General features: G+C 71.9%; 19 protein-coding genes. 12 read left to right on the top strand and 7 right to left on the bottom strand.

Annotated elements, in window-relative coordinates:
• Positions 1 to 101: 101 nt before the first annotated feature.
• From ACICHK_RS17590 to ACICHK_RS17575, 4 genes are all read left to right on the top strand, one after another.
• Entirely contained in the window at positions 102 to 1,658 is a 1,557-nt protein-coding gene (locus ACICHK_RS17590) for a flavin-containing monooxygenase (RefSeq protein WP_406837650.1), read from the top strand.
• Positions 1,655 to 2,602, top strand: coding sequence for an alpha/beta fold hydrolase (locus ACICHK_RS17585; protein ID WP_406837649.1), 948 nt, complete (start codon positions 1,655 to 1,657; stop codon positions 2,600 to 2,602). The genes ACICHK_RS17590 and ACICHK_RS17585 overlap by 4 nt, the downstream gene beginning before the upstream one ends.
• Complete coding sequence (locus ACICHK_RS17580; RefSeq protein WP_406837648.1) at positions 2,599 to 3,483, top strand: SDR family oxidoreductase; 885 nt, start codon at positions 2,599 to 2,601, stop codon at positions 3,481 to 3,483. Before ACICHK_RS17585 ends, ACICHK_RS17580 begins: the two co-directional genes overlap by 4 nt.
• A gap of 224 nt (positions 3,484 to 3,707) precedes the next feature.
• The gene (locus ACICHK_RS17575; protein WP_151474731.1) at positions 3,708 to 3,914 is read left to right on the top strand and encodes a hypothetical protein; all 207 of its coding nucleotides are present in this window, start codon (positions 3,708 to 3,710) and stop codon (positions 3,912 to 3,914) included.
• A gap of 130 nt (positions 3,915 to 4,044) precedes the next feature.
• On the opposite strand, the gene ACICHK_RS17570 is transcribed toward ACICHK_RS17575, so the two are convergent.
• A complete protein-coding gene (locus ACICHK_RS17570) occupies positions 4,045 to 7,776 on the bottom strand; it encodes a S41 family peptidase (RefSeq protein WP_406837647.1) in 3,732 nt (1,243 codons plus the stop codon).
• Between the two features lie 38 nt (positions 7,777 to 7,814).
• Between ACICHK_RS17570 and ACICHK_RS17565 the strand changes: the two genes are divergently transcribed.
• Positions 7,815 to 8,405 (top strand): TetR/AcrR family transcriptional regulator, encoded by a 591-nt coding sequence (locus ACICHK_RS17565; protein ID WP_406837646.1) that lies wholly within the window; start codon positions 7,815 to 7,817, stop codon positions 8,403 to 8,405.
• A gap of 148 nt (positions 8,406 to 8,553) precedes the next feature.
• Positions 8,554 to 10,770, top strand: a complete 2,217-nt coding sequence (locus ACICHK_RS17560; protein ID WP_406837645.1) for an MMPL family transporter — start codon at positions 8,554 to 8,556, stop codon at positions 10,768 to 10,770.
• 100 nt (positions 10,771 to 10,870) lie between these two features.
• Here ACICHK_RS17560 and ACICHK_RS17555 read toward each other — a convergent pair whose 3' ends face one another.
• Positions 10,871 to 11,227: an SsgA family sporulation/cell division regulator gene (locus ACICHK_RS17555; protein WP_406837644.1), complete on the bottom strand. Its 357-nt coding sequence runs from the start codon at positions 11,225 to 11,227 to the stop codon at positions 10,871 to 10,873.
• A 345-nt stretch (positions 11,228 to 11,572) separates the two neighbouring features.
• On the opposite strand from ACICHK_RS17555, the gene ACICHK_RS17550 reads away from it, so the two are divergent.
• The 6 genes from ACICHK_RS17550 (at position 11,573) to ACICHK_RS17525 (ending at position 16,593) form a co-directional block, all read left to right on the top strand.
• Positions 11,573 to 12,622: an energy-coupling factor ABC transporter permease gene (locus ACICHK_RS17550; protein WP_406837643.1), complete on the top strand. Its 1,050-nt coding sequence runs from the start codon at positions 11,573 to 11,575 to the stop codon at positions 12,620 to 12,622.
• Between the two features lies 1 nt (position 12,623).
• Positions 12,624 to 13,385 carry a cobalt ECF transporter T component CbiQ gene (gene cbiQ, locus ACICHK_RS17545; protein ID WP_406837642.1) on the top strand — a complete coding sequence of 254 codons (762 nt, stop codon included), beginning with the start codon at positions 12,624 to 12,626 and terminating at the stop codon, positions 13,383 to 13,385.
• Positions 13,373 to 14,140 (top strand): energy-coupling factor ABC transporter ATP-binding protein, encoded by a 768-nt coding sequence (locus tag ACICHK_RS17540; RefSeq protein ID WP_406837641.1) that lies wholly within the window; start codon positions 13,373 to 13,375, stop codon positions 14,138 to 14,140. The genes cbiQ and ACICHK_RS17540 overlap by 13 nt, the downstream gene beginning before the upstream one ends.
• Positions 14,137 to 14,610 (top strand): MarR family winged helix-turn-helix transcriptional regulator, encoded by a 474-nt coding sequence (locus ACICHK_RS17535; RefSeq protein ID WP_406837640.1) that lies wholly within the window; start codon positions 14,137 to 14,139, stop codon positions 14,608 to 14,610. The genes ACICHK_RS17540 and ACICHK_RS17535 overlap by 4 nt, the downstream gene beginning before the upstream one ends.
• 300 nt (positions 14,611 to 14,910) lie before the next feature.
• Complete coding sequence (locus ACICHK_RS17530) at positions 14,911 to 15,357, top strand: organic hydroperoxide resistance protein (protein WP_151474740.1); 447 nt, start codon at positions 14,911 to 14,913, stop codon at positions 15,355 to 15,357.
• A gap of 75 nt (positions 15,358 to 15,432) precedes the next feature.
• Positions 15,433 to 16,593, top strand: coding sequence for a serine hydrolase domain-containing protein (locus ACICHK_RS17525; protein WP_406837639.1), 1,161 nt, complete (start codon positions 15,433 to 15,435; stop codon positions 16,591 to 16,593).
• A 217-nt stretch (positions 16,594 to 16,810) separates the two neighbouring features.
• Here the strand turns inward: ACICHK_RS17525 and ACICHK_RS17520 are convergent, their stop codons facing one another.
• The 5 genes from ACICHK_RS17520 to ACICHK_RS17500 form a co-directional block, all read right to left on the bottom strand.
• Positions 16,811 to 17,662: an EamA family transporter gene (locus ACICHK_RS17520; protein ID WP_406837638.1), complete on the bottom strand. Its 852-nt coding sequence runs from the start codon at positions 17,660 to 17,662 to the stop codon at positions 16,811 to 16,813.
• Positions 17,659 to 18,189 carry a YbaK/EbsC family protein gene (locus tag ACICHK_RS17515; protein ID WP_406837637.1) on the bottom strand — a complete coding sequence of 177 codons (531 nt, stop codon included), beginning with the start codon at positions 18,187 to 18,189 and terminating at the stop codon, positions 17,659 to 17,661. The genes ACICHK_RS17520 and ACICHK_RS17515 overlap by 4 nt, the downstream gene beginning before the upstream one ends.
• A 73-nt stretch (positions 18,190 to 18,262) precedes the next feature.
• Positions 18,263 to 19,939 carry a penicillin-binding transpeptidase domain-containing protein gene (locus ACICHK_RS17510; protein WP_406837636.1) on the bottom strand — a complete coding sequence of 559 codons (1,677 nt, stop codon included), beginning with the start codon at positions 19,937 to 19,939 and terminating at the stop codon, positions 18,263 to 18,265.
• A 104-nt stretch (positions 19,940 to 20,043) separates the two neighbouring features.
• Positions 20,044 to 21,675 (bottom strand): penicillin-binding transpeptidase domain-containing protein, encoded by a 1,632-nt coding sequence (locus ACICHK_RS17505; RefSeq protein WP_406837635.1) that lies wholly within the window; start codon positions 21,673 to 21,675, stop codon positions 20,044 to 20,046.
• A 238-nt stretch (positions 21,676 to 21,913) separates the two neighbouring features.
• Positions 21,914 to 23,548, bottom strand: coding sequence for a hypothetical protein (locus tag ACICHK_RS17500; protein WP_406837634.1), 1,635 nt, complete (start codon positions 23,546 to 23,548; stop codon positions 21,914 to 21,916).
• Positions 23,549 to 23,610 lie beyond the last annotated feature (62 nt).

Below are 23,610 nucleotides of genomic sequence, written 5' to 3'. Positions count from 1 at the left end.
TTTCCCGGCCGCAACCCCTACCCATGGGTACGAAGCTGCTCTACCCTCCCGATTGTGCCAGTGTTCACTGGCAAGGTCGTACGGACCAGGGAGGCGTCGGGATGACCGAGCACGAGCATGTACGGGTGGCGGTGATCGGGTCCGGGTTCGGCGGGCTGGGCGCCGCCGTACGGCTGCGACGCGAAGGGATCACCGACTTCGTGGTCCTGGAGCGGTCCGGCGCCGTCGGCGGCACCTGGCGCGACAACAGCTATCCCGGATGCGCCTGCGACGTCCCCTCGCACCTGTACTCGTTCTCGTTCGCGCCCAACCCCGACTGGCCGCGCACCTTCTCCGGGCAGGAGCACATCCGCGCCTACCTGGAGCACGTGGCGGACGTCTTCGGGCTGCGGCCGCACCTGCGGTTCGACTCCGAGGTCACGATGATGACCTGGGACACGGACCGGTTCCACTGGCGCATCGAGACGAGTGCCGGGTTCCTGACCGCGGACGTCGTCGTGTCCGCGACCGGGCCGCTGTCCGACCCGAAGATCCCCTCGATCCCGGGGATCGACACCTTCACCGGCAAGGTGTTCCACTCGGCCCGCTGGGACCACGACTACGACCTGCGCGGCAAGCGGGTGGCCATGATCGGCACCGGGGCCTCCGCCATCCAGATCGTGCCGGCGATCCAGCCGGACGTCGCCCGGCTGACCCTGTTCCAGCGCACCCCGCCGTGGGTGATGCCCCGGGTCGACCGCGCCATCACCGGCGCCGAGCGGTGGCTGCACCGGCGGCTGCCCTTCACGGCGCAGGCCCGGCGGGGACTGCTCTGGGGCATCCGGGAACTCCAGGTGCAGGCCTTCACCAAGCGGCCGAACGAGCTCGGCCTGGTCGAGCGGCTGGCCAAGCGGAACCTCGGGCGTGCCGTGAAGGACCCGGAACTGCGCCGGAAACTGACCCCCGACTACCGGATCGGCTGCAAGCGCATCCTGCTGTCCAACACCTATTACCCGGCGCTCACCCGGCCCAACGTGGACGTGGTGGCCTCCGGGCTCGAGCGGATCGAGGGCTCCACGGTGATCGCGGCCGACGGCACCCGGGCCGAGGTCGACGCGATCGTCTTCGGGACCGGCTTCCACGTCACCGACATGCCGATCGCCGAGCGGGTCGTCGGCGCGGACGGCAGGACGCTCGCGCAGGCCTGGGAGAGCGGCATGAAGTCGCTGCGCGGCGCCACCGCGGCCGGCTTCCCCAACTGGATGACGATCATCGGACCGAACACCGGGCTCGGGAACTCCTCGATGATCCTGATGATCGAGTCCCAGCTGAACTACATGGCCGACTTCGTGCGGCAGCTGGAGGTCCTCGGCGGGCGCGTGGCGCTCGACGCCCGCCCCGGCGCCGTGGACGCCTGGAACCACCGGGTCCAGGAACGCATGAAGCGCACGGTGTGGAACACCGGCGGCTGCACCAGCTGGTACCTGGACGCCAACGGCGTCAACACGACGGTGTGGCCCGGCACGACGACCGAGTTCCGGGGGGCCACGCGCCACGTCGACCTCGGGGAGTACGACGTGCTGCGCGCGGGGGAGCCCGCGCCGGGACGGACACCGGAAGCAGCCCCCGAACCGCGTACGAAGAGCACCCGCAAGAAGAAGGTGGAGGCAGGAGCGTGAGCCGACCGACGCACGGGGCACACGGGGCGTACGCGCCTCCCGTGCCGGTGAGGGAACTGATCGCGCACTCCGCGGACGGCGCGCGGCTGCACGTCGAGGTGCACGGCCCCGAGGACGCGCCCGCCGTCGTCCTCGCGCACGGCTGGACCTGCTCGACCGCCTTCTGGGCGGCCCAGATCCGGGACCTCGCCGTCGACCACCGGGTCGTCGCGTACGACCAGCGCGGGCACGGGCGCAGTCCCGCGAGCGACGCGTGCAGCACCGAGGCGCTCGCCGACGACCTGGAGGCGGTGCTCGCGGCCACCCTCGCGCCGGGGGAGAAGGCCGTGCTCGCGGGCCACTCCATGGGCGGCATGACGCTGATGGCGGCCTCGGCGCGGCCGCGGTTCCGGGAGCACGCGGCGGCGGCGCTGCTGTGCAGCACCGGGAGCACGCGGCTGGTCGAGGAGTCGCTGGTGCTGCCCTGGCGCGCCGGACGGCTGCGCACGCGCGTCACCGCCGCCGTGCTCGGCTCGCGCGCGCCGCTCGGACCCGTCACGCCGGTCGCCCGGCGGATCCTCAAGTACGCGACCATGGGCCCCGGTTCGTCCCCCGCCATGGTGGACGCGTGCGCGCGGATCGTGCACGCCTGTCCCCGTGCGGTGCGCCACGCCTGGTCCGCCGTGCTCGCCACGCTCGATCTCGACGCGGGGGTGCGGGAGTTGAGGGTGCCGACGGCGGTGATCTCGGGCACCGCGGACCGGATGACACCGGTCGTGCACGCGCGCGCCCTCGTGGCGGCGCTGCCGAACTGTGTCGGCAGCACCGAGCTGCCGGGGCGCGGGCACATGACTCCGGTGGAGGCACCGGAGCTGGTGACCGCCCGGATCAGGGAACTCGTCGCCACGTACGCCGTGAAGACCGCGGAAGCCGAGCGGATCGCAGAGATCAAGGAGGGCGCATGAGCAGGGTGAGCCTGGAGGGGCGGGTCGCCGTCGTCACGGGGGCCGCACGCGGTGTCGGCGAACTCCTCGCGCGCAAGCTCTCCGCGCGCGGGGCCAGGGTCGCGCTGGTCGGACTGGAGGCCGAGGAGCTGAAGCGGGTCTCGGAACGGCTGCGCGGCGAGAGCGACCACTGGTACGCCGACGTCACCGACCACGAGGCGATGGCGCGGGTGGCCCGGGAGGTGAAGGAGCGGTTCGGGAAGGTGGACATCGTCGTCGCGAACGCCGGTGTCGCGAGCGGCGGCCCCTTCGTGGACTCCGACCCCGTCGCCTGGCGGCGGGTGATCGAGGTCAACCTGATCGGATCGGCGGTCACCGCGCGGGCGTTCCTGCCGGCGCTGACGGAGAGCCGGGGCTATCTGCTGCAGATCGCGTCGCTGGCCGCGATCACTCCCGCACCCATGATGTCGGCCTACTGCGCCTCCAAGTCCGGTGTGGAGGCGTACGCGCACAGTCTGCGCGCCGAGGTCGGCCACAAGGGCGTGGGGGTCGGCGTCGGTTATCTGTCCTGGACCGACACCGACATGGTGCGGGGGGCCGATCAGGACGACGTGATGCGGGAGTTGCGGCAGCGGCTGCCGTGGCCGTCCAACAAGACGTATCCGCTGGGCCCGGCCGTCGACCGGATCGTGGCCGGGATCGAGCGCCGCTCCAGTCATGTGTACGCGCAGTGGTGGCTGCGGGGGATGCAGGGGATCCGGGGGTATCTGCCCGGCGTCATCGGGGTGGTCGGGCAGCGCGAGATGCGGCGGTTCGAACCGCGTCTGGGCGCCGTGCGGACGGGGCTGGTCGGGGCCGGCGGAGCGGCCGACGAACAGGAGCGGAAGTCGGCGGCTCCCTGAGGCGGCGGAAGCCGGCGGCTTCCTGGGGCGGCGGGAGACGCGGGAGGGGGTGTCCCGGGGTGCTTCGGAGGGCCCCGGGACACGTCCCACCGGCGCGTCTCACGGTGAGTGACTGACCGAAATGCGCGCTCTGTTCCCGCGTGTCAGTCTGGTCGAGGCCCGGACGGCCCCCCGCTCAGGAGGGGCCGAGGGCCGTGTCCCTCACCCGCAACAGGAGTGAACTCATGAGCATGCAGGACCAGTTCAAGGACAAGGCCGAGCGGATGAAGCAGCAGGGCAAGAAGAAGACGCGCCCTGAAGGCCGCCGCCCCGAAGGCCGCCAGGACGAGGCGAGCCGCCGCTCCCCGGCCGGCCGTGACGGCACGATGCCGGAGTCGGAGCGTGCTCACCGGGAGGCCCAGGACCGCATCGGCCAGGACTACGACGCCTGATCGGTCCGCCTGCCCGGCCTGAACGGGGCGTCCTCTTCGGAGGGCGCCCCGTTCGCGTTCCGGGTGTGCCGGGCCGACCGGCCGGGCGGTCCGGACGCGCCGGGCGGTCCGGTCCGGTCCCGGGAGCGGGTCAGTCCGGTCGCGGGGGGAGCTTCGGCCTTCTCCTGTCGGGCACGTCCGAGTGGTCCGGCGGGGAGGCGGCGGGGTGGGCGCGGAGCAGGTCCAGGGAGAGCTGGATGGCGTCGTCCAGCTGGGCGTGGCGGCCCTCCGCCCAGTCGAGCGGGGTGCGCAGGATCTCCAGGTCCGGGGCGACCCCGTGGTTCTCGACGGACCAGCCGTACGCGTCGAACCAGGCGGCGTTCATCGGCACCGTGATGACCGTGCCGTCGCCGAGGCGGTGGCGGCCGGTCATGCCGACGACACCGCCCCAGGTGCGCTGTCCCACGACCGGACCCAGCTTCAGCAGTTTGAAGGCGGCGGTGATCATGTCGCCGTCGGACGACGTCGCCTCGTCGGCCAGGGCCACCACCGGGCCGCGCGGGGCGTTGGAGGCGTACGAGACCGGCTGGGCGTCACGGGTGAGGTCCCAGCCGAGGATCGTGCGGGTCAGCTTCTCGACGACCAGTTCGCTGATGTGGCCGCCCGCGTTGCCCCGCACGTCGACGATGAGGGCCGGGCGCGAGACCTCCATCCGCAGGTCGCGGTTGAACTGGGCCCAGCCCGAGCCGCCCATGTCCGGGATGTGCAGATAACCGCAGTGCCCGCCGCTCAGTTCCCGTACCACCTGGCGGCGTTTGGCCACCCAGTCCTGGTAGCGCAGGGGGCGTTCGTCGATCAGCGGGACCACGGCCACCCGGCGTGAGCGGCCCTCGCCCTCCGCCGGGGTGAAGGTCAGCTCCACCGTCGTGCCGCCCGCGCCCGCGAGCAGCGGGTACGGTCCGGCGACCGGGTCCACGGGACGTCCGTCGACATGGGTGAGGACCGCGCCCTCGCGGATGCCGGCACCGGCCAGCGGTGAACGTGCCTTGGAGTCGGACGAGTCGCCGGGCAGGATCCGCTTGAGCATCCAGCTTCCGTCGCGGCACACGAAGTTGGCGCCCAGCAGGCCCTGCCAGCGCTGGTAGTGGGGCGGGCCCTCGTTGCGGCGCGCGGGGCTCACGTACGCGTGCGAGGTGCCCAGTTCGCCGAGCACCTCGCGCAGCAGGTCCGCGAACTCGTCCGGGGAGGAGACCCGTTCGACCAGGGGGCGGTACTGCTCCAGGACCGCGTCCCAGTCGATGCCGCACATGTCCGGGTCCCAGTAGTAGGCGCGGATGATGCGGCCGGCCTCCGCGTACGCCTGGCGCCACTCGGCGCAGGGGTCCACCTCGTGCAGGATGCGGCGCAGGTCGATCCAGACGGTGGAGTCGCTGTCCCCGGACTCGGTGGACGGCACGGCGCGCAGGTCGCCCTCGTCGACGACGACCAGCCGGGAACCGTCGCCGCTCACCGCGAACCAGTCCAGGTGGTCGACGAGTTCGGACTTCTTCGCCTTGGTGATGTTGAAGTACTCCAGGGTCGGGCGGCCGGTCGTGTCGTTCGGGTTGGCGAACGTCTCGCCCAGCGCGCCGGAGATCGGCCAGCGCAGCCAGACCAGGCCGCCGCCCGAGACGGGGTACAGCGCCGAGTACTTGGAGGCGGTGACCGGGAAGGGGGTCACCCGGCTCTCCAGGCCTTCCAGTTCGACGGTCGTCGCGCCGCCGTCGCCGGGCCCCTCCTCGTCGAGGGGGTCGAGGCCTCCGGCGACCGGCCGCCCGTCGGGGTTCAGGGCGAAGGGGGAGGGGGTGGCGGAGGAGAGCGGGACGAGGTAGGGGCGGCAGCCGAGGGGGAAGGAAAGGTCCCCGGTGTGCACGTCGTACACGGGGTCGAAGCCGCGCCAGGACAGGAAGGCGAGGTAGCGGCCGTCCTGGGTGAACACCGGGTTCTCGTCCTCGAAGCGGCCGTTGGTGACGTCGACGATCAGCCGGTCCTTTATGCGCGCCATCTTGATCTGCCGCAGGGAGCGTCCGATCCCGGGGTGGGACCACGTCAGCCAGGCGCCGTCCGGGGAGAAGGCTAGGTCCGTCACCGGTCCGTTGATGGAGCGGATGAGCTCGGTGACCTCGCCCGGCCCGGTCCGAAGGGCGTCCTCGACCCCGACCCCGGCCCCGGTGCCGTCCTCCGCCTCCGCCCCTTTCCGGTTCTTCGCCTTCGTCTTCTTCCGGCCCTTCGTCTTCGCCCCCGTCACGTCTCCTGCCGCCGTGCCGTCCCCGCCCCCGCCCCCGTCCTCGTCCCCGCCCTCCGGTTCGGATTCGGTCCGCGAGGCGGGACCGGCGCTCTCCCCGGGCTCCTCCGTGGCGTCGAGCAGGAGCAGCCGTCCGTCGTTCGAGGCGATGGCGAGGCGTTCGCCCTGCGGGTCCGACACCAGCTCCTGCACGCGGCCCAGCAGGCCGGAGGCGAGGCGGCGCGGCTCGCGGGCCCCGGTCGCGCGCGGCAGGTAGGCGATCTCGACGGCGTCCTCGCCCTCCGCGTCGGTGACGTAGGCGACCTGGCCGCCCGAGCCGAGCATCTCCGGGAGCCGGACCCGTACGCCCGGGGTGTCCGCGATGGTGCGCGCGGGGCCGTCGCGATGGGTGAGCCAGTACAGGCTGCCGCGTACGACGACGGCGCAGGCCCGGCCCGTCTCGTCCACGGAGATGCCGTCCACGTGCTGGGCGGCCGGCACCGGGTACGCGCGCCGTCCCGCGCGCGGACCGCCCAGCAGGACGTCGAGGCGGCGGGGGACCGACCCGGGGGACAGGTCGTCGACGATCCACAGGTCACCCGCGCACTGGTAGACGACCCGGGTGCCGTCCGAGGAGGCGTGCCGCGCGTAGAAGTCGTCGTGGTCGGTGTGACGGCGCAGGTCGGAGCCGTCGTACGAGCACGAGTAGAGGTTGCCGACGCCCTCGTGGTCGGAGAGGAACGCGATCCGTCCGCCGACGAACATCGGACAGGCGAGGTGGCCGCCGAGCTCGGCGACCAGTCGTCGGCCGTGCAGCCAGAGGCGGCCCATCGCCCCGCCCCGGTAGCGCTTCCAGGCGGCCGGTTCGTGCGGTGGGGTGCCGGTGAGCAGCAGGGTCTTCCGCTCGCCCCCGATGTCGGCGACGCCGATGTCCGAGACCGGGCCCCAGGGCAGTTTGCGGCCGGGGTCGCCGTCGGTGGGGACGGAGTAGGCCCAGGTGAAGTAGGAGAAGGGCTGGCCGTGCGAGGCGACGGCGAGGATGTCGCCGTCGGGGGACCAGCCGCACACCTGGGTGTCGGCGCTGCCCCAGTAGGTGAGCCGGCGGCCCGGTCCGCCGTCCACCGGCGCCAGGTGGATCTCCGGGACGAGGCTGCGCCAGCTCGTGTACGCGATCTTCCGGCCGTCGGGGGAGAAGCGGGGGTGGCCGACCTTGGTGCGGTCGACGGTGAGCCGCCAGGCGCGTCCGCGGCCGTCGAGGGGGGCCAGCCACAGGTCGTCCTCGGTGACGAAGCACAGCCGGTCGCCGCTCAGGTGCGGGAAGCGCAGATAGCCGGGGGAGTTCTCGTCCGGGGTCGCGTTCTCGTGCTCGTGGCTCACCTCCCCATGCTTTTCCGCTGGAGTGAGCCCGGCAACTCGTGGAAGCGGGGGCGCGTTGTGGGACGAGGGCGCGGACGGGGGTACGGGAGGTGCGCGCGGGGCGCGTTCGGTGACACGTGCGCCCGATCCGAGGATGCACGCGCCCCGGCCGACGGCGCGCGCCCCGGTCGGCGAGCGACGTGACCCAGCACACGTACGAAACGGTTTCGTTTCGCTGGAGTCGAGGGGTATCTTCAAGGGCATACGAATCCGTGTCGTTCGAAGCGGGAGAGGTGAGTGGGATGGCTGAAGCCGCAACGGCGCGACGCAGTCGGATCACGCCCGAGCGTGAGGCCGAGCTGTACGCGGCCGTGCTCGACCTGCTTCGGGAGGTCGGCTACGACGCCCTCACGATGGACGCCGTCGCGGCCCGCACCCGTTCCAGCAAGGCCACCCTCTACCGCCAGTGGGGCGGGAAGGCCGAGCTCGTCGTGAGAGCCCTGCGGCACCAGAAGCCGCTGAAGTTCTCCGACATGGACACCGGGAGCCTGCGGGGCGACTTCCACGCCCTGGCCCTGCGCCAGGACGACTGCCAGATGGAGCAGGACTCCGCGCTGATGCGGGGCCTGGCCATGGCGGCACACGGGAATCCGGATCTGCTGAAGGCGTTCCGCGAATGGCTGATCGAGCCGGAGATGGAAGAGCTGCGCGGGGTGCTCCAGCGCGGTGTCGACCGAGGTGAGATCCGTGCGGACAACCCGGCGATCGAGTACGTGATGCACATGCTCATCGGCGCCTTCGCCGCCCGCACCATGATCGACGAACTCCCGCCGACCCAGGCCTTCCTGCATTCGTATGTCGACGCCGTGGTCCTCCCCGCTCTCGGCGCCTGACGTCCCACTCCTTTCCCTGCTCCACCCTGCGGATCCCCGCAGTCGCACCTGACGCGCCGCTCACGTCGTCGGGCTGATCCCCCCTGCCCCCACACGGGTGATCACACCAGCCCCTGCCCTTCCACGACCTGACCGGGAGTACGCCCTCGTGGCCACGTTCCTCTACAAACTCGGCCGACTCGCCTTCAGGCGACGGCACTTCGCCGCCCTGATATGGGTGGCGCTGCTGACGCTCGCGGGTGTCGGCGCCGCCTCCGCGCCCGTCGCGGGATCGTCCTCCTTCTCGATCCCCGGCACCGAGGCGCAGAAGGCCTTCGACCTGCTGGAGAGCCGCTTCCCCGGGATGAGCGCCGACGGAGCGACCGCGCGGGTCGTCTTCAAGGCCCCCGCCGGCGAGAAGATGGGCGACAAGGACAACAAGGCGGCCGTCGAGAAGGCCGTCAAGGTGCTCGGCACCGGTTCCGAGGTCACCTCCGTCACCGACCCGTTCAAGACGCAGGCCGTCAGCAAGGACGGCACGATCGCCTACGCCTCGGTGCGGTACGAGGTCTCCGGCATGGAGCTGAAGGACGCCTCGAAGGACGCCCTGGAGGCGGCCGCCGAGGACGCGCGGCACTCGGGCCTGACCGTCGAGGTGGGTGGTGACGCGCTCCAGGCGACGCCCGAGACCGGTTCCAGCGAGGTCATCGGCATCGCGATCGCCGCGGTCGTCCTCGTCATCACCTTCGGCTCCCTGATCGCGGCCGGACTGCCCCTGCTGACCGCGCTGATCGGCGTCGGCATCGGCGTCTCGACGATCACCGCGCTCGCCAGCGCGCTCGACCTCGGCTCCACCACCTCCACCCTCGCGATGATGATCGGCCTCGCGGTCGGCATCGACTACGCCCTCTTCATCGTCTCCCGCTACCGGGCCGAACTGGCCGAGGGCCGCGAGCGCGAGGAAGCGGCCGGACGGGCCGTCGGCACGGCGGGCTCGGCCGTGGTCTTCGCGGGACTGACCGTCGTGATCGCGCTGGTCGGACTGTCGGTCGTCAACATCCCGATGCTCACGAAGATGGGTGTCGCGGCGGCGGGCACGGTCGTCATCGCCGTCCTCATCGCCCTGACGCTGGTCCCCGCGCTGCTCGGTTACGTGGGCCGCAGGGTCCAGCCGGCCGGACAGAAGAGCAAGCTGCTCGGCGGCGGGCGTGCCGCGAAGAAGGCGGACAAGCCCAACATGGGCACGCGCTGGGCGAGCTTCGTCGTCCGCCGCCCGCTCGCGGTGCTGCTGCTCGGCGTGATCGGCCTCGGCGCGGCCGCGGTCCCGGCGGCCTCGCTCCAGCTCGGCCTGCCCGACGACGGTTCGCAGCCGGTGTCCACCACGCAGCGACGTGCCTACGACCTGCTCTCCGACGGCTTCGGCCCCGGCTTCAACGGCCCGTTGATGGTGGTCGTCGACGCGAAGGCGAGCGACGCGCCCAAGACGGCGTTCAGCACGGTGCACGACAAGATCGAGGACCTCAAGGGTGTCGTGAGCGTGAGCCCGGCGGCCCCCAACAAGGCCGGGGACACCGCGATGATCACGGTGATCCCCGACTCGAAGCCGTCCTCCGTCACGACCGAGGACCTGGTCCACACGATCCGCGGCGCGGGCGCCGGCATCAAGGCCGACACGGACGCGACGGTGCTCGTCACCGGCTCCACGGCCATGAACATCGACTTCTCGCAGAAGCTCAACGACGCGCTGATCCCGTATCTCGCGCTCGTGGTCGGTCTCGCCTTCCTGCTGCTGATCGTCGTGTTCCGCTCGATCCTCGTCCCGCTGAAGGCGGCCCTCGGCTTCCTGCTCAGCGTGATGGCGGCCCTCGGCGCGGTCGTCGCGGTCTTCCAGTGGGGCTGGCTGTCGGGCCTGATGGGCGTCGAGGAGACCGGCCCGATCATGTCGATGATGCCGATCTTCATGGTGGGCGTGGTCTTCGGTCTGGCCATGGACTACGAGGTGTTCCTCGTGACCCGCATGCGGGAGGCCTTCGTCCACGGGGAGAAGCCCGGCCAGGCGATCGTGACCGGGTTCAAGCACGGTGCCCGGGTCGTCACGGCCGCCGCCGTCATCATGATCGCCGTGTTCTCCGGGTTCATCGGCTCCAGCGAGTCGATGATCAAGATGATCGGCTTCGGCCTCGCCATCGCCGTCTTCTTCGACGCCTTCGTCGTGCGGATGGCGCTCGTCCCCGCGGTGCTCGCGCTGCTCGGCAAGCGGGCCTGGTGGCTGCCGAGGTGGCTGGACCGCGCGCTGCCGAACGTAGACGTCGAGGGCGAGGGCCTGCGCGCGCTCGACGAGAGGACGGACGACGGGGACCACGACCGGAAGCTGGTCGGAGTCTGATCCAGGACCCCGCGGTCTGATCCAAGACCCCGCGGCCGGACCGTTCACCCGAGAGACCTCGCCGACGCCTCGGCGAGGTCTCTCGCGTACGCGAAGCCCCTCAGTGCGCCACGGGCGTGGCGGCCATGTACGTACGGCGGAGGAAGCGCATGAGCGCCTTCGTGTCGAGCTGGACGACCGCCACCCCTTGCGTCGAGTGGAACTCCAGGACGGCCTGGACGCGGCCGCACGGCCAGATGCGGACCTCGCCGCTGTCGACGGGGACGCGCAGACCCCGTTCCAGCAGTTCGCGCTCGAAGGTCCACTCGTGCGGGCCGGGCAGCGTGACGCACACCCGGCGGGGGTCCGTATCCGGGTCGTACCGGAGGGCCACCGGGACGGCCCGGTGTTCGTCGTCGAGGGAGTCGGCGGTGTCCGTCACGATATGAGCGCGGGCGTACTGTTCGACGGCGTGCATGAACCGACTCCTTACGCTGCGTCACTTATGCGGAATATGTGAGCTCCGTCACCATTCCAATGTCGCACATCTCGCGGAAACCGCTCTCCGGCCGTCCGCGACCCTCCCTCAGGGAGCGCCTGCCCGGTCGCGGCGGGTCCATGTGTGCGGCGCGGCCCCGCCCGTGCCGCGCGTCCGGCGCTCCGGCGCCCGTGAACCGCTCCCGCGGGCCTGCCCGTGGCCCGTGAACCGCTCCCGCGCGCACGCCCGTGGCCTGCGAAGAGCTCCCGTACGCCTGCCCGTCGCAGGTTGTTCGTGTGTCTGCGTTCTTGCAAGTCGTTCGCAACAAGGCACTATCATCGGACGGTGCACGTTCCTGACGGATTCATCAATGCCCCGGTCTCCGCGGTCACAGGCGTGGTCGCCGCCGGCGCCGTCGCCGTGAGCCTGCGGGGTGCCCGCCGCGAACTCGACGAACGGACCGCGCCGCTCGCCGGTCTGGTCGCCGCCTTCATCTTCGCCGTGCAGATGCTGAACTTCCCGGTCGCCGCCGGGACCAGCGGACACCTGCTCGGCGGCGCCCTGGCCGCGATCCTCGTCGGCCCCTTCACGGGCGTCCTCTGCGTCTCCGTGGTCCTGCTCATGCAGGGCGTCCTCTTCGCCGACGGCGGGCTCACCGCGCTCGGCGTGAACATCACCGACATGGCGATCGTCACCACGGTCGTCTCGTACGCGGTCTTCCGGGCGCTGGTGAAGGTGCTGCCCCGCAAGCGGAGTTCGGTCACCGCCGCGTCCTTCGCCGCCGCGCTGCTCTCCGTCCCGGCCGCCGCCGTCGCCTTCACGCTCGTCTACGCGGTCGGCGGCACCACCGACATCGCGATCTCCAAGGTCGCCACGGCCATGGTCGGCGTCCACGTCCTCATCGGCGTCGGCGAGGCCGTGATCACGGCGCTCACCGTCGGTGCCGTCATCGCCGTACGGCCCGACCTCGTGTACGGCGCCCGCGGCCTCCAGCAGCGGCTCAAGTTGCGGGTGAACGGCGAACTCGTCGACGCCGACGCCCCCGCGGCCCCCGTCGCCGCCCCCTCCTCGCACCGCAAGGTGTGGATCACCGGCCTGGTCACCTCCCTCGTCCTCGCCGGGTTCGTCAGCTTCTACGCCTCCGCGAGCCCCGACGGCCTGGAGAAGGTCGCCAAGGACAAGGGCATCGACGCGAAGGTGAAGGCGCACGGCTCCGAGGACTCGCCGCTCGCCGGGTACGGCGTCAAGGACGTCTCCGACGCCCGCCTCTCCGGCGGCCTCGCCGGGGTGATCGGCGTCGGCGTCACGGTCGTCGCGGGCACCGGCGTCTTCTGGGCGGTCCGCAGGCGGCGCCCGGCCGACACCTCGCCCTCCTCCGTACCGGAAGGCGTCTGAGATGGGGGCGGGGCACGCACACAGGCTCTACCGGCACGCGGACTCACCCGTGCACGCCCTGCCGCCGCACACCAAGCTCGCCGCCACCCTCGCCTTCGTGGTCGTGGTCGTCTCCACCCCGCGCGAGGCGATGTGGGCGTTCGCGCTGTACGCCGTGCTGCTGGCGGTGGTCGCCCACCGGGCCCGCGTCCCGGCGGGCTTCCTGCTCGGGCGGCTCCTGATCGAGATCCCGTTCGTCGCGTTCGCGGTGCTCATGCCGTTCGTGGCGGAGGGCGAACGAGTGGACGTGCTGGGACTGTCCCTGAGCGTCGACGGCCTGTGGGGCGCCTGGAACGTCCTCGCCAAGGGCACCCTCGGCGTCGCCGCCTCCGTCCTGCTGGCCTCCACGACAGGACTGCGCGAACTGCTCCTCGGCCTCCAGCGGCTCAAGCTCCCGCCGCTCCTCGTGCAGATCGCCTCCTTCATGATCCGCTACGGCGACGTCATCACCGACGAGATGCGCCGCATGCGGATCGCGCGCGAGTCGCGCGGCTTCGAGGCGAGCGGGGTACGGCACTGGGGCGTGCTCGCGAAGTCGGCGGGCGCGCTGTTCATCCGCTCCTACGAACGCGGGGAACGCGTGCACCTGGCCATGGTGAGCCGGGGGTACGCCGGTTCCATGCCCGTGATCGACGAGGTGACCGCGTCCCGGGCGCAGTGGTCGTACGCCCTCGCCCTGCCGTTCGCCGCCCTCGCCGTATGCCTGTTGGGATGGACGCTGTGACACCTGCCACCACTTCTCTGGAGGTCTCCGGCCTCGCGTTCGCCTACCCGGACGGGCACCAGGCCCTGTTCGGCGTGGACTTCAGGATCGGGCGCGGCGAGCGCGTCGCCCTGCTCGGCCCGAACGGCGCCGGCAAGACCACCCTCGTCCTGCACCTCAACGGCATCCTGACCGGCGGCGCCGGAACGGTGACGGTCGCCGGACTCCCGGTCGGCAAGCGGCACATGGCGGAGATCCGGCGCAGGGTCGGCATCGTCTTCCAGGACCCGGACGACCAGCTGTTCATGCCGACCGTGCGCGAGGACGTGGCCTTCGGGCCGGCCGCCGCGGGCATGAAGGGCGCCGAACTGGAGGAACGCGTCCGTACGGCCCTGGAGCGCGTGGGCATGGAGGCCTTCGCCGACCGCCCGCCGCACCACCTGTCCTTCGGGCAGCGGCGCCGGGTCGCCGTCGCGACGGTACTGGCGATGGAACCGGAGATCCTCGTCCTCGACGAACCCTCCTCCAACCTCGACCCCGCCTCCCGGCGCGAACTCGCGGACATCCTGCGCTCGTTGGACGTCACCGTCCTCATGGTCACCCACGACCTGCCGTACGCCCTCGAACTGTGCCCCCGCTCCCTCGTCCTCAGCGACGGCGTGATCGTCGCCGACGGCGGCACCGGCGACCTCCTCTCCGACGACGAGCTCATGCGCACCCACCGCCTGGAGCTGCCCTTCGGGTTCGACCCGCGCTCCGTGACAATGGGGGCGTGACGAAACAAGAGGACGTCGGGCCGTCGGCCGGGTCGCTGCTGCTCGACGACCAGCTGTGCTTCGCGCTGTACGCCGCCCAGCGGGCCGTGACCGCCGCGTACCGCCCGCTGCTGGACGAGCTCGGCCTCACCTACCCGCAGTACCTCGTCCTGCTGGTGCTGTGGGAGCGCGGCGAGACCACGGTCAAGGAACTGGGCGCCGCCCTGCGCCTCGACTACGGCACGATGTCGCCGCTGCTCAAGCGGCTGGAGTCGGCGGGGCTCGTACGCCGTGAGCGCTCGGCGCACGACGAACGCTCGGTGCGCGTCGCCCTCACCGGGCGCGGCGAACTGCTCCGGGAGCGCGCGGAGGAGATCCCGCAGGCGCTGCTGACGGCGACCGGCCTGGACGAGGCCGACGTCACGCGCCTGCGCGAGGAGCTGCGGCGGCTGACGGAACGCGCGCAGGGCGCGGCGGCGCGCGGACGCTGACGCCCGCTCGCGTGCGGCGGACCGGGTGCGCCGGCCCCCGTCCGTACGCGGCGGCTCGGGCGCACCGGCTCCCGCCCCGTACGCGGCGGCTCGGGCGGGCCGGCTTCCGCCCCGTACGTGGCGGCTCGGGCGCACCGCCTCCACCCGTACGCGGAGGCTCTCGCTCCGGTCGGAGCGGGGCCGGATCACATGATCGGCGAATGCCACCCCAGGGCTTACCCGACTCCATACCGGCCAGTACCTTGTGCACGATGCACTTGTGCACGAGCTTCTGTTGCCGATTCTGGGGGAGGTCCTGCCGTGATCGACGGCACCGCAGTCGACACCCGTCCGACGAAGATCATGTATGTCGCCGAGGCGACCGCGCACGGCGGCCGGAACGGCTATGTGACCAGCCAGGACGGGCAGCTCGAACTGAAGGTCGCGATGCCCCCGGCACTGGGCGGCGACGGGAACGGAACGAACCCGGAGCAGCTGTTCGCGGCCGGATTCAGCGCCTGCTTCCACAACGCGCTGGTGATGGTCGGCCGCCGCGCCGGCCTCGACCTCTCCGGTTCCACGGTCGCGGCGAAGGTCGGGATCGGCCCCAACAAGCAGCGCGGCTACGGACTGGCGGTGGCCCTGAGCGTCTCGCTCCCCGTCCTCGACGCGGACGTGGCGGCAGGGCTCGTGGACGCGGCGCACGAGGTCTGCCCGTACTCGAACGCCACCCGCGGCAACATCGAGGTCACGATCGTGCTGGGGTAGCCGTCCTAGGAATCGAAGGCCGCGGGCACGTGTTCCACTCACTATCGGCAGTGTGAGGCGACAGGGAGCGCGGGCGTGGACGTGAACGGCACAGTGGCGGAGGGCTTCGAACCGGTCAGGGAGGCGTTCGCGGCCAACTTCGCGGCGCTCGGGGACCGGGGCGCCGCCGTCACCGTGTACCGCGACGGGCACAAGGTCGTCGACCTGTGGGGCGGCACCCGGGACGTCGACGGCACCGAGCCCTGGCAGCGCGGCACCGCGCAGATCGTGCGCTCCGCGACGAAGGGCGTCGCCGCCGCCGTACTCCTGCTGCTCGCCCAGCGGGGGCAGCTCGACCCGGACGCCCCGGTCGGCGCCTACTGGCCCGAGTACAAGGCCCACGGCAAGGAGCGCACGCGCGTACGGCACCTGCTCGCGCACCGGGCCGGGGTCCCCGTCCTCGACCGCCCGCTCACCCCCGCCGAGGCGGCCGACCCCGACCTCGCGGCCGCGGCGGTGGCCGCGCAGACGCCGGTGTGGGAACCCGGGACCGAGCACGGCTACCACGCCCAGACGTACAGCTGGCTGACCGGCGAGCTGGTCCGGCGGGTGACCGGACGCACGATGGGCGAGTGGATCGCGGAGGAGCTGGCCCGGCCCCTGGGCCTCGACCTGTGGATCGGACTTCCGGAGGCGGTGGCCGGGCGGGTGGGCCGGGTCGCGCAGATCGAGGCACCGGCCACTCCGGGTGGTCTGCGGACCCGCCCCAAGCGGACGGTCTCCGAGGCGTACGCCGACCCGGACAGCCTGACCCGGCGCGCCTTCGGCGCGATCACCCCGATGCCCGACGAGAACGACCCCGCCTACCGCGCCGCCGTCCTGCCCGCCTCGAACGGCATCGCCACCGCCGACGGCCTCGCCCGCTTCTACGCCGCGCTGATCGGGGAGGTGGACGGCGTCCGTCTCTTCACCCCGAAGACGCTGGCGGCCGCGCGGACGGAACAGTCCGCCGGCCCCGACCGGGTCCTCGTCGTCAACACCCGCTTCGGCCTCGGTCACATGCTCCACGGCGGAGCCGCGCCGCTGCTCTCCCCGGGCTCCTTCGGCCACCCCGGCCGCGGCGGCGCCCTCGGCTTCGCCGACCCCGAGTCGGGCATCGCCTTCGGTTACGTCACCAACGGCTTCCGCAAGAGCGTGACGGCGGACGCGCGGGCCCAGGCACTGATACGGGCGGTGCGCACGGCGATCACGGCGTAGCCGCCCGCTCCCGCTTCCACCGGGCCGAAGGAGGGGGTGCCGGAGGAGGGGGGGTGGGGTGCGGCTTGACTGCTTTCACGCCCGGGACGGCTTCCGGGGCGCTACCCCGATACCCACCCCCCTGTGCCGCGGGCCCCGCGCGGGGGCATCTCGGTCCGGCCTCGGCTTCGCACCCTACGGGGAGCCACTGACAACGGCCCTGCGACCGCCTGTCCGGCTACCCGGCCCCCGTGTGCAGCATCAGCCCGATCCCGACGACCAGGAGCCCCGCCGCCGCGATCCGGGGCGCGCCGAACCGCTCCTTGAAGAAGACCGCGCCGATGGCCGCCCCGACGATGATCGACGACTCCCTCAGTGCCGCCACCGGTGCCAGTTCGGCGCGGGTCTGGGCCCACAGGACCAGGCCGTAGGCCGCGACGGAGAGGGCCGCGCCGAGGAGACCGACGGCGGCGTGCGGCCTGAGCAGGGAGACGGCCTCGCCGCGCCGGCGGTACAGCGCGTACGCCGGGACGGCCACGCCCTGGAGCGCCATCAGCCAGGCGATGTACCCGAGGGAGGTGCCGGAGGCGCGTACGCCCAGGCCGTCGACGACGGTGTACCCGGCGATCGTCACGCCGGTCGCGAGCGCGGCGCCGATCGCGGCCCAGTCGGGGCGCCGGCTGCGCAGACCCCACAGCGCGACACCCGTCAGTCCCGCGCAGGACAGCGCGACGCCCGAGGCCGCCCAGCGGTCCGGCACCTCGTGCGCGAAGAGGGCAGCCCCCGCCGTGACGAGCAGCGGAGCGGTGCCGCGCGCGATCGGGTACGCCTGCCCGAAGTCGCCGAGCCGGAAGGAGCGCATCAGCAGCAGCGTGTAGGCGACATGGACGAAGGCCGAGGCGATCAGGTAGGGCCACGCCCCGGACGAGGGGAACGGCGCGAACGGCACCATGGCCAGGCCGACCAGCACGCCGCCGCCGGCGATCAGGGTGAAGCCGACGAGCTTGTCCTCGATGCGGTGCGCGAGCGCGTTCCAGCCGGCGTGGGTGACCGCGGCGAGCAGCACGGCCGCGGCGACGAGCGGCGTCACGCCATCTGCTCGCGCACGTCCACCAGCGTGCCGTCCGCGTGCGCGATCAGGCTCTTCGGGTCCATCGGGAAGACGGTGAACGGGGTGCCCGCCGAGGCCCACACCGTGTCGTGGCCGAGCAGCGAACGGTCCACCAGGACACGGGTCTTCGTACGGTGCCCGAAGGGCGGTACGGCGCCGGGCCCGTATCCGGTCGACTCCCGCACTATGCGGCCCCCGGCCCGGGTCAGCTTCTCGGCGCCGAGTTCCCGCCGCACGAGTTCCATGCCGACGTGCGCCGAGCCGTCCAGCAGCACCAGCACCGGGACCCCGTCCGCCGCGAAGAACAGCGACGTGCAGATCTGGCTCGGCTCGCAGCCGATCGCCGCGGCGGCCTCGGCGGTGGTGCGGGCCGTGTCGGGGAAGCGCCGGACCCGTCCGATCACCTCGCCGAGACCCAGTTCCCGCAGGGCCTCGGCGAAAAGGGGGTCGGTGTCGTTCACGAGGGAGGGCTGCCCCTCGTCGGCGTTGTCATCGGTGACGTTCATGCACGGCACGCTAGCGGCCGCCGCACACCCCACGCGACCGGGCCGCGACGGGCCGTCGTGCCTCCCGCCCCGGTCAGCCGGCGCTGCCCGCCTTCAGGAGGGCCGCCACGATCGGGCCCGCCGTGCTGCCGCCGTGGCCGCCCTGCTGGACGACGCCCGCTCCCGCCAGGTCGCCCTTCCACGCGGTGAACCAGCCGTTGGGCTTCTTCTGGTTGTCGACCTCGGCGGAGCCGGTCTTGGCGCCGTAGTCGGGGCCGAGTCCGGCCATGGCCTCGGCGGCGGTGCCGGCGGCGGCCGTGTACTGCATGACCTCGCGCAGCTGGGCGAGCGTGGTCGCGGACATCGTGCGGGACGCCTTGGCCAGCGTGCGGTGGTCGACGGACGCGTCGACCAGGTACGGCTGGTGGAAGGTGCCGGACTTGACCGTGGAGGCGACGGACGCCATGTTCAGCGGGTTCATGCGGACCCCGCCCTGGCCCATCAGCTCGGCGGCCATCTGCGCGGCGCTCTGCACCGGCACCGAGCCGTCCGCCGAGGGCACGCCGATGGCCCAGTTGTTCAGGCCCAGGCCGAAGACCTGCTGGGCCTGCTTGGTCAGGTCGTCGTCCTTCAGCTTCTTGGCCTGGCTGATGAAGGCCGTGTTGCAGGACCGCGCGAAGCTCGCCTTGAACGTGCCGTTCTTGATCTCGAAGTCGTCGTCGTTGTGGAACTTCCACCCGCCGTACGTCACCGTCTTGGGGCAGGGGTGCTTCTTGTTGGGAGAGGCGAGGCCCTTCTCGAAGAGCATCGACGCCGTGATGACCTTCATCGTGGAGCCGGGTGCCAGCGAGCCCTGGAAGGCGGTGTTGAAGCCGTGGCTGTTGTTCGCGACGGCGAGGATCTCGCCCGTCGAGGGGCGCATCAGGACCACCGACGCCTTGGGCTTGGCGGCCACCAGGCTTTCGGCCTTCGCCTGGAGGGTCGGGCTGAGGGTCGTCCGCACCTTGCCCGGCGTGCCCTCGCTGAGCGTCAGCAGGGTCTTGTCGGGGGTCTTCTGCGTGCCCTTCGCCGCGGCCTTGCGGACCACGCGCAGTTCGATGCCCGCCTTGCCGCCGGCCGTCTTGCCGAACTTCTCGCGCAGCCCGTCGAGGACCGTGCCGAGGGAGGGGTACTTGGCGGTGGTCAGCTCACCGCCCTTGCGGTCGAGGGCGGTGACCGGCGGGGTCCCGGCCTCGCCGGTCACCAGCCGGTCGCCGTCATGGAGGTCCGGGTGGACGACGGACGGCTTCCAGCCGACCAGCGCCACGCCGTCCTTCGCCCGCCGTACGACCGTCAGCTTCGAGGTGTACGACAGCGGCTTGGTGATGCCCTTGTAGGTGACGGTGGCCTTGACGGTGAAGGGGACGTCGGCGCCCGACCACGTGCCGGGGGTCAGGGTCACGCCGCTGATGCGGGCGTCCTTGGCGAAGCCGGTCAGGGCGGTCGTGGCGGTGGACGGGTCGTCGGTCGACGCGGCCGCCTGTGTGACGTCGCCGCCCTGCCAGGCGTTCAGGAAGGCGGTGGACGCCATCCTGATCTCGGCCGCCGTCACCGGGCCCGTCTTGACGGCCTTGCGGGTGCCGGCCGTGATCCCCTCGTCGGCCGCCGCCCCGCTGCCGTAGAGGCTGTAGGCGCCCAGTGCCCCGCCGACGACGGCCACGGCGATCACCCCGCCGAGCACGGCGGGCCGCTTCGTCCTCCGTCGCTCGGCGACGCGCCTTCTCTTGCCCACAGCCTCGTGTCCTCCGCCGTCCCCTGGTGCCCCGTGATGCCCCCGTGCCTCTCGTGCATCGACGAGAGGCACCACCCTAGAGTCCCGTCCTGTGCGGAGCGACTTCAGCCGCCTGTTCGTAGCACAGCTGCGACGATCGGACCGGCCGCCTGTCCTCCGTGACCGCCCTCCTGGGTCATGGCGGCGGCCGCCATGTCGTTGCGGTACCCGGTGAACCAGCTGTTGGACTTCGCCTGGCCGTCGACCTCGGCGGAGCCGGTCTTGGCCCCGATGCTGCCGCCGAGCCCCGCCATCGCCTGGGCCGCGGTGCCGCTGACGGCCGTGCGGTTCATCATCGAGCGGAGCTGGGCGACCGTACCGGCGGACAGGCCCTTCGCGGTGGCCAGCTCGCGGTCGTCGAGGGAGCGCGGCACGATGACCGGCTGCCGGAAGACACCCGTCATCGCGGTCGCCGTCACCGACGCCATGTTCAGCGGACTCATCTGGACCTGGCCCTGGCCGATCATGTTGGCCGCGGTGTCGGGGCCGCCGGAGGCGGGCACCGAGCCGTCGAAGGACTCGATGCCGGTCTTCCAGTTGTTCTGCCCGAGCCCGAAGCGCTGCTCGGCCTCGTTCGTGAGGGAGTCGACCTTCACCTCGTCCGCGTACTTCACGAAGGCGGTGTTGCAGGAGCGGGCGAAGCTCTCGGAGAGCGTGGCCTTCTCGTTGGGCTGCATGTTCTTGAGGTTGTGGAAGGTCTGGCTCTGCCAGGTCGCATCCGGAGGACAGGGCGCGGGACCGCTCGCCGTCGTGATGCCGTTGTCGATGAGGGTTGCCGCGCTGATGATCTTCATCGTGGAGCCGGGCGCGAGTTTGCCGAGGAAGGCCGCGTTGAAGCCGTCCGCGCGGTGGTTGGCGACGGCGAGCACCTCTCCGGTGCTGGGCTTCACCGCCACCACGGAGGACTCGGCGAACCTGGCAACCGCCTTCTCCGCGGCGGCCTGCGCGCTCGCGCTGAGTGTCGTACGGACCTTGCCCGCCCGCCCCTTCGCGAGCGTGACCAGGGTCGTGTCGCCGCCGGTTCCCTCGGCGCCGTGCCGGATCGCCAGCTCGATGCCGGGCGTGCCGCCCGCCGTGTCGCCGTACTTCTCCCGGAGCGCGTCCAGGATCGGCCCCAGGGACGGGTACTTCTCCTTGGTCAGGACAACGTTGTTCCGGTCCACGGCCTCGATCGCCGGGCTCGCCGACTCGCCCGTGACCAGGGTGTCGCCGTCCTTCAGCTCCGGGTGGACGACGGAGGGCTTCCAGTCGACCAGTGCCTTGCCGGTGGTCTCGCCGCGGACGACGGTCAGTTCGGAGTCGTACGCGAGCGGCTTGCTCTTCCCGTCGTACGACACCGTGGCCTTGACGGAGAACGGCACCCGGGCCCCGGACGCGGCACCCGGGGTGATCCTCACGTCGGTCAGGTGCGCGTCGTCGCGGTAGCCGGCGAGCAGGCCCTCGGCGCTCGACGCGTAGTTCGTGTACGCGGCCGCCTTCGCCGCGTCCCCCTTCTCCCAGGCCGCGAAGAACGCGCGGCTGGCTTCCTTCACCTCGGCGCCGCTGGGCGGCCCGGTCCTCACCTCGGCGGGTCCGCCGGCTCCCGTCCCGTCGCTCCCGCTGATCACTGTCACGACGTTGTAGGCGCCGTACCCGGCACCGCCCACCATCACCGCGAACACGCTGCCTATGACGGCAGCCCTGGCCCCCTTGCGCATCGTGCGAATCCCTCCCGGTGAACCCCCTTCCCGAACTTCTGAACGCGTTCAGAAAAGTCGGTTCATCATGCACTCTAAAGTGCGGGTGGTGCTCGTGGTGCAGACCTTCGCCGAATCGTTAGCCATGACCAACGGGCTTGTCCGTGAACGCGGTTCACGGACAAGCCCGTCTGTTTCCCCCGGCCGGTCGGGTCGCTCCGGACCTGCGCGGCCGACCGCGTCCGCGGGGTTCCGTGCTTCAGCGGACGCGACGCCGTACGAGGACGGACAGGGCGGCGCCGAGGGCCAGTGCCCCTCCCGCCGCGGTCGCGTACCAGGGCAGCGCGCCCGCGCCCGTGTCGGCCATGGAGCCCTGCGCGGTGCCGCCCGACGTGGTCGATCCGGAGCCGCCGGTCGAATCCGAGCCGCCCGTCGACGAGCCCGTGCCGCCGGTCGAACCGGAGCCGCCGGTCGACGACCCGGACCCGCCGGTCGATCCGGACCCGCCGGACCCGCCCGCCGGCTTGCCGTCGACGGTCACCGTGATCGCCGCGGTGTTGTTCTTGTTGTTGCTGTCGGAGCCGTCCACCTTGACCGAACCGGGGGCGAGCTTCTTGGGGTCGTCGATGCGCAGTTCGAAGTCGAACGGCGTGAGCTGCTTCGCGTCGAAGTAGTAGTCGTCGTGGTCCTGGAAGCAGGAGTAGCTCCTGGCGCCGGGCGTGTCCGACTTGTGGTCCTCGAACGTGTAGCAGCCCTTGGGGACCTTCACCGCCGTGGTGCCGGGCGGGACCGTCACCTTGGTCACGACGGCGGGGTCGTCGCCGGGCCCCTCGCCCCACCACTGCTGAATGGTGGCGGGCCCGTTGTTGCGGACGCCCAGCTCCGCCTTCACCACCTGTCCGGCCTTGCCGTCGAGGGTGGCTCCCACCGCTTCGAGGTCGTAGTCGTTGGCGACGTAGACCCCGCCGGACGCGGACCCGTACTCGAACTTCCCGGCGCCGCCGGCCCGGGGGACGAGGCGCATCGCGTGTCCGGTGCCGCGGTGGGCGTCGGTGAGGTGCATCGCCTCGTAGCCCTTGGTCGTCGCGGACACGCTCAGGTTCCAGGACTCGCTCAGCGCCGTGCCGCCGACCTTCAGCGCGAATCCGTCGAGGTCGTAGGAGCCGCCCGGTTCGACCGGGGCCTCGATGTGGCAGCGTCCCCCCTCGCGGCCGACCTCGCAGTTGCTGGGCACGTCGGTGAGGGAGAGGCCCTGGGAGAACCAGGTGGTCACGTAGACACCCTGCAGGGGCCGGGAACTGTAGTGCGTGAAGCCGACCTCGGGGCGCAGCGTCGCGCCGGGTGTCGACTTGACGGTGCTGTCACGGCCCCGGTCGATGATCGGGCCGACCTCCGCCACGGCGGTCTTGATCGTGATCTCTCCGAGCGCGGTGTCACCGGCCTGCCCGAAGACCCGGACCGCACCCGTGAAACCGGGCCGCGCGGTCGCCAGTGTCTTGAAATGGAGGAAGGGGGCGCGCAGGATATCGCCCGGCTTGAGCGGTTTGCCCCTGTTCAGGGTTCTGCCGTCGCAGACGAGGAGCAACTTCTGTTTCTCGGCGCAGGACTGGGTCACCGACAGGCTCATCTGGTCCTTGAGCGCCGTGGCGTCGATGGTCACCGTGAAGTCGGTCAGCTCGCTGGAGCCGGTGTAGCGCGCGTTCAGGTAGGCGTAAGCGGTGGGGTCCTCGTACGGCTCCACGGTGACCGGATCGCCGCTCTGGTCGGAGGTGAACTCCAGCGACGTGCCGGCCGGGGCGGCCTGACCGGAAGCCGGCGCGCCGAGGACCAGCAGTCCCGCCGCGAGGGCGGTGGCGCCGGCCCGCAGGGCGCGGCGGGGCAGATGTCGGTGCACGGTGCTCCTTCGGCAGGGCGGAGACCGGAAGTGATCCGGCCGCCGACGTAGATGGCCGAGGG

Origin of the sequence: Streptomyces sp. AHU1 (genome assembly GCF_045343905.1) — a bacterium.
GTDB lineage: Bacteria > Actinomycetota > Actinomycetes > Streptomycetales > Streptomycetaceae > Streptomyces > Streptomyces triticiradicis.
The sequence above is the reverse complement of the archived record's forward strand: the minus strand, read 5'-3'. Positions and strand labels throughout refer to the sequence as shown.

Bases quoted from the DNA above. Each gene is read 5' to 3' on its own strand.
- ACICHK_RS17575 (WP_151474731.1), top strand. From the start codon at position 3,708: ATGAGCATGCAGGACCAGTTCAAGGACAAGGCCGAGCGGATGAAGCAG.
- ACICHK_RS17590 (WP_406837650.1), top strand. From the start codon at position 102: ATGACCGAGCACGAGCATGTACGGGTGGCGGTGATCGGGTCCGGGTTC.
- ACICHK_RS17515 (WP_406837637.1), bottom strand. From the start codon at position 18,189: ATGAACGTCACCGATGACAACGCCGACGAGGGGCAGCCCTCCCTCGTG.
- ACICHK_RS17570 (WP_406837647.1), bottom strand. From the start codon at position 7,776: ATGCCCTTGAAGATACCCCTCGACTCCAGCGAAACGAAACCGTTTCGT.
- ACICHK_RS17580 (WP_406837648.1), top strand. From the start codon at position 2,599: ATGAGCAGGGTGAGCCTGGAGGGGCGGGTCGCCGTCGTCACGGGGGCC.
- ACICHK_RS17505 (WP_406837635.1), bottom strand. From the start codon at position 21,675: ATGCGCAAGGGGGCCAGGGCTGCCGTCATAGGCAGCGTGTTCGCGGTG.
- ACICHK_RS17555 (WP_406837644.1), bottom strand. From the start codon at position 11,227: ATGCACGCCGTCGAACAGTACGCCCGCGCTCATATCGTGACGGACACC.
- cbiQ (WP_406837642.1), top strand. From the start codon at position 12,624: ATGGGGGCGGGGCACGCACACAGGCTCTACCGGCACGCGGACTCACCC.
- ACICHK_RS17565 (WP_406837646.1), top strand. From the start codon at position 7,815: ATGGCTGAAGCCGCAACGGCGCGACGCAGTCGGATCACGCCCGAGCGT.
- ACICHK_RS17540 (WP_406837641.1), top strand. From the start codon at position 13,373: ATGGACGCTGTGACACCTGCCACCACTTCTCTGGAGGTCTCCGGCCTC.